We start from the raw sequence: 4375 nt of genomic DNA, 5'->3' as shown, positions 1-4375 counted from the left end.
GTAAAAGACTGGTTGCTCGACCAACGGCTAGAGCATGCAAAGCTGCTACTTGAGACTTCACCTAAGAAGGTGATTGATATTGCGTTCGAGTCGGGGTTCGCGAACGTAGCTCACTTCTCCGATCGCTTCCGTCGCCACTATGGGATTTGTCCGCGAAAAGTTCGGCAAAATACAAGGCCTCTTATGGCGTCGGTGTTGCGATAGGCGTGTGTTACGTGTGTGGACCGTCCCTTGCCGTTCAGTCGCGCGCTTGCGAACAGGTCTTCGTAGTAGAGGCGGGCAGGGGCACTCACGTATGGGGAAGAGGGTCGGCCACAATGCACCAGCCAAGCTCGCGCAGCAAGAGACTGTCCATGAGACAAAATGTTGCCGTCGTCGATGTGTGCCTGCCATGTTGACTGACCAGGCGCGGTAGCTCCAATCGCCGTGCAGGTGCCGATGGCGCGGTCGAGACGGTCGGCCTGTCCCCGCTATGAGAGCGGGAACGGCATGTCCGATGCGCTGCGATTGGGCGAGCTGGCGGTATTCTCAAAAAATCTGGTGGATTTTGCGTCCAGCCGAAGCAACAGACCGTCATGTTTGATCGTCGAAGCGGCCGGCGTCGCGGGCGCCATGCTGATACCGCGAATTAGCAAGCTGCAATTCGATCCTGCACGGTTCTAATGGTTCTTGACGTGTGGACCAATTCTTTCATTGACTACTCGTACCAGAGCCAGTTAGCGGCCCCCAATATACTTACGTCCGCTCACTTTGGCGGGGTAACGAAGCAATTGATTGCCATTCGTTCCGGTTGCTCTATCGAATCGCCTAGGGAAGCTATGTGCGAATTGATAACTGGAGCAATGGAAGGAACCTCGAAAAGAGGCGGCCCATCTTCGCGATGCTTGATGGCGAAAATGCTCCCAGCTCGACAGGAGCAGCTTTGCGAAAGTGAAAAATCCGGACCGTTTTCCCAACGATCATCCCGGCCACAGAAAATACAATAAGGCTTCGTTCATACCGAAGAACTTACGCCTCCGACGGTCGTGCAGTTTGATGCAAGGCCGGACGCTAGCCGTAGCACGGATCTTAAGATGTGGGCATTGGGGGGCGTGAAGGCTAGGTGGCTTGGGGCGTATGGACACTGTGTTACGCCACTTTGTCGATAGCCGGATGGCAGTTTGACCATTGGCCACACCACATCGAGTGGGCATTGACAGCAGCTGAAGGCGTCGTTTTGCCCCGCGAACATGCAACCGCTCTCCTCCATTGTGTCGAGGATTCTATTATGACCACGCAAATCGTCTCATCCAGCTCGGCCGGCATGATCGACATGTCGTCGCCATTGGGTGGCGTCAATGTCATCTCCTCGCCTCCCATTGGGGCGGGTGCGCTGACGCCCATTGTTCGGCGGCAACCGCATGAGCAACCGGGCAGTAACCAAGCACGGTGGGCATCTCAAGTGCCGTCCCGTCCGACGGAACTCGTTACGGTGCGCGCGGCTGAGGCGGCGTTGAACCGTATCCTGTCTACGTTCGGGGCTACTGACGGCGGCAAGCCGATCACTGTGGCGCAGATCGAACATACGCCGATGGCCGCAATGACCTTGGCGTCCGCATTGCTCGGAGTGAAAGCTTTGGGCGACGTGGCGCAGTTGAAGTCGTTCGCACTGGAAATCCGTACACAAGGCGTGGAGAAGCTGCGCGAGCGTCAGATCGAAGCACTGCGCGTACAGATCGACAAGTCAATCGAGGATGAGCAGAAGGCAAAGGCAGCCGCGGTTTTCAACGTCATAGCTGACTGGATCATCTCCGTAGCGGAAGTTGCTACCGGTGGTGCAAAGCTTGTTTGCGGAGACTTTGCAGGTGGAACCATGGACATCGCTGCTGGCTGTGCCGGTCTCGTCAAGGCGATAGTTGAGACTGTCGCATTGGGCGCGGACGATAAGGCGGCAGCGGAGCTTCGGGAGATTGCTGACATAGCTGGCAAGATTCAATTGTCCTTTGAAATCGCCGGCATGTGCGTTGACGTGATCAGTATAGCTCGGGTTGTGGCGGCGACGAAGGTGATCGCCAAAGGTACAGAAACGGTGATGAAGCGGGATGTTGGCGAGGCGCTGCGCAACATCGTCATGGCTGGCCGCAATGCGATCGGTACGCAAGCCACGAAGGAGATGGTATCGATTGCAAAGAGCGCGGCTAAGGACGCAATCGCGAGTGTTTCTGAGGAAGTAGCTGAGCAAGTAGCCAGGCAGGTCGCGAAAGAGGTGGAGAAGGGGCTTGCAGAGTCTGGGCTGCGTTTCATGGGGCAAAGCCATTTGATCGCCGCGTTCGGCGAAGAGGCGATCAAGAAAATCGTGCAGAACGCGGTGCAGACGGTTGCCGGAAATGCCCTTAGGGATGTCGGCGCCTTGGCGACGACGGAGTTGACCAAGCAGGTGGTGAATATGGTGCGGAAGGATGTGACGCAACGGGCAGTGAGAAGTTGCATGATGAGCAACCCGAACGTTGCTAAAGCTGCGATTCGCGGAGGTGTTCAAGGCGCAAACGCTGTTGGTATGGGGGAAATTTCAAAGGACCGCGCCGAGCTGCAGAAGACCATTCAGCAGTTGACCGCAGACAGCAGCTTTGTGCAATTCCTGTTGGACGAGTTCGAGAAACTCAAGCAGCGGGCACGCGAGGACATGAGTCATTTGCTCGACGGCGCCGGGAAGTCACTGTCGAGTGCCGCTGAAGCCCAAAACAAGAACAATGTTGTGCTCAGCAACATTGCTCACAATATAGCCTGATTAAATTGGAGGCAGTTATGAACGATAAAGTGCAGTCCGTGGGGGCCAGCAGCGCGCCTGTCCTGAGTGTTGCCGATCTTCGAGGCGACGAGGCGATAGTCATGATCAACCAGCTTATGGTGAGCCTCGGGCAGTTGTTCGGCAAACTGCGCGATATTTTGCGTCAGTACAATCAGACGCAACAGCTCAACACTTTCCAGATGCAAGTTACCGCGCTCCAGAGTCAGATGAGTGCAATCGACAAAGAGTTCAATGGCAAGAATGCCCAGGCGTGGGCGCAGATTGCCGGTGGCATCGCGCAGACGTTAGGCGGCGCCGCAGGTTGCAAGTTGATGCCGGTGACGGACATCAGTAGGGGACTGGCCTCGGGGATAGAGGGATACGTTAGCGTCAACACGGCCAACCAGTCAATTCGTGAGAGCCAGGAGGAGCAGGCCATCGGCGGTTATCAGCACAATTTCGCAGACCAGTTACTGAAGCGTTCCGATGAAACCTTGTCAAATGCGCTTAAGGTATCATCCGAACTGCGCGAATTGTTGAGCGCACTTGTTCAGGTACACGACCGGATGACTAGTAGCGTGCGGATGTAAATTGGTATAGGTCTCCGACGGTGCGCCCGTTCATGCGTTTCGATAGGGCGTCCAACCGGATAGCGGCGCTTGATTTGTGAGAATGCATTGAAGCGCCGCGAGTACCGGCGAACTTAAGATTTCAAGGCGACCGTCGAGATTGAACATCCAGCGACGTGGCGTTGACGATACGGAACTTCAGTGCTTACGAAAGTCGGTGGAGGCTTGAGTGTTCAGACGCGGATCTGCGCGCGGCTTTCCGCGCGGGTACGGTCTGCGCCCGAGCCATGGCGACGCCTGCTTCGGAGCCTGTCAGAATTTTCGTGTGCCGAGGTCATGAGACGATAACGGACTTACGTCCTATGACCGAAGCAACTGTGACCACGAAGAGCAAGAGCCCGAAGGCGCCGAAGCTGTTCCCCGATGAGCTGATCGACCGACTGCTGGCGTGTCGACGGCAGAACCGTTTCGGGAACAGATCCGAAGCTGGGCGGCCGCCGGCGTGCAGGGCACCGCGATCCATGCCGCCCTTCAGCGCAATCACGGCTACACCGGCAGCTATGACGCCGTGAAGCACATGCTGCGTCGCCTGGCCGCCGAGCGTCGTCCACCCGGCCCGACGAGGATCCTCGAATTTGCGCTAGCGGACGCCGCCCAGGTTGACTTCGGCGCCGGGCCGGCGCTCAGGCACGAATCAGGCCTTCCGCTCAAGACGTGGATCTTTGTGGTGACGCTTTGCTGGTCGCGTCACTAGTACGCCGAGATCGCTCTGGACCAAACGGTCGCGACATGGTTGGCCTGCCACCGGCGGGCGTTTGAATCGTTCGGCGGTTGCCCTGGCCGGGTCATCATAGACAACGCGAAGTGCGCGATCATCAAGGCCTGCCGCTATGAACCCGCAGTCCAGCGCTCCTATGCCGCGCTAGACCCGCACGACCCGGCCAAGAAGGGAATCGTTGAATCCGGAGTCAAGTACGTAAAGAAATCCTTCGTACCACTACGCGAGTTCCGCGATCTGACCGGCGCCAACCGGCAATTG

At 57.3% G+C, this 4375-nt stretch carries 4 protein-coding genes and 2 pseudogenes; all 6 read left to right on the top strand.

The window, feature by feature from the left end; genetic code table 11:
* Positions 1-204: helix-turn-helix transcriptional regulator (locus P0D80_RS48810; RefSeq protein ID WP_408295582.1), on the top strand; the 204-nt coding region annotated here is incomplete at its 5' end.
* Positions 205-489: 285 nt separating this feature from the next.
* Positions 490-663: a hypothetical protein gene (locus P0D80_RS48805; RefSeq protein WP_408295579.1), complete on the top strand. Its 174-nt coding sequence runs from the start codon at positions 490-492 to the stop codon at positions 661-663.
* Positions 664-1267: 604 nt separating this feature from the next.
* The gene (gene sctE / locus P0D80_RS48800; RefSeq protein ID WP_408295576.1) at positions 1268-2767 is read left to right on the top strand and encodes a type III secretion system translocon subunit SseC family protein; all 1500 of its coding nucleotides are present in this window, start codon (positions 1268-1270) and stop codon (positions 2765-2767) included.
* A 17-nt stretch (positions 2768-2784) separates the two neighbouring features.
* Entirely contained in the window at positions 2785-3357 is a 573-nt protein-coding gene (sseD, locus tag P0D80_RS48795) for a type III secretion system translocon protein SseD (RefSeq protein ID WP_408295573.1), read from the top strand.
* A gap of 341 nt (positions 3358-3698) precedes the next feature.
* Positions 3699-3785, top strand: a pseudogene (locus tag P0D80_RS48790) (transposase); the annotation flags it as partial.
* Positions 3773-4375: pseudogene (locus P0D80_RS48785) on the top strand (transposase); the annotation flags it as partial. The pseudogenes P0D80_RS48790 and P0D80_RS48785, both read left to right, overlap by 13 nt.

The organism is Paraburkholderia sp. RL17-373-BIF-A (genome assembly GCF_046030175.1).
GTDB lineage: Bacteria > Pseudomonadota > Gammaproteobacteria > Burkholderiales > Burkholderiaceae > Paraburkholderia.
This window is presented reverse-complemented; position numbering and strand designations above follow the sequence as displayed.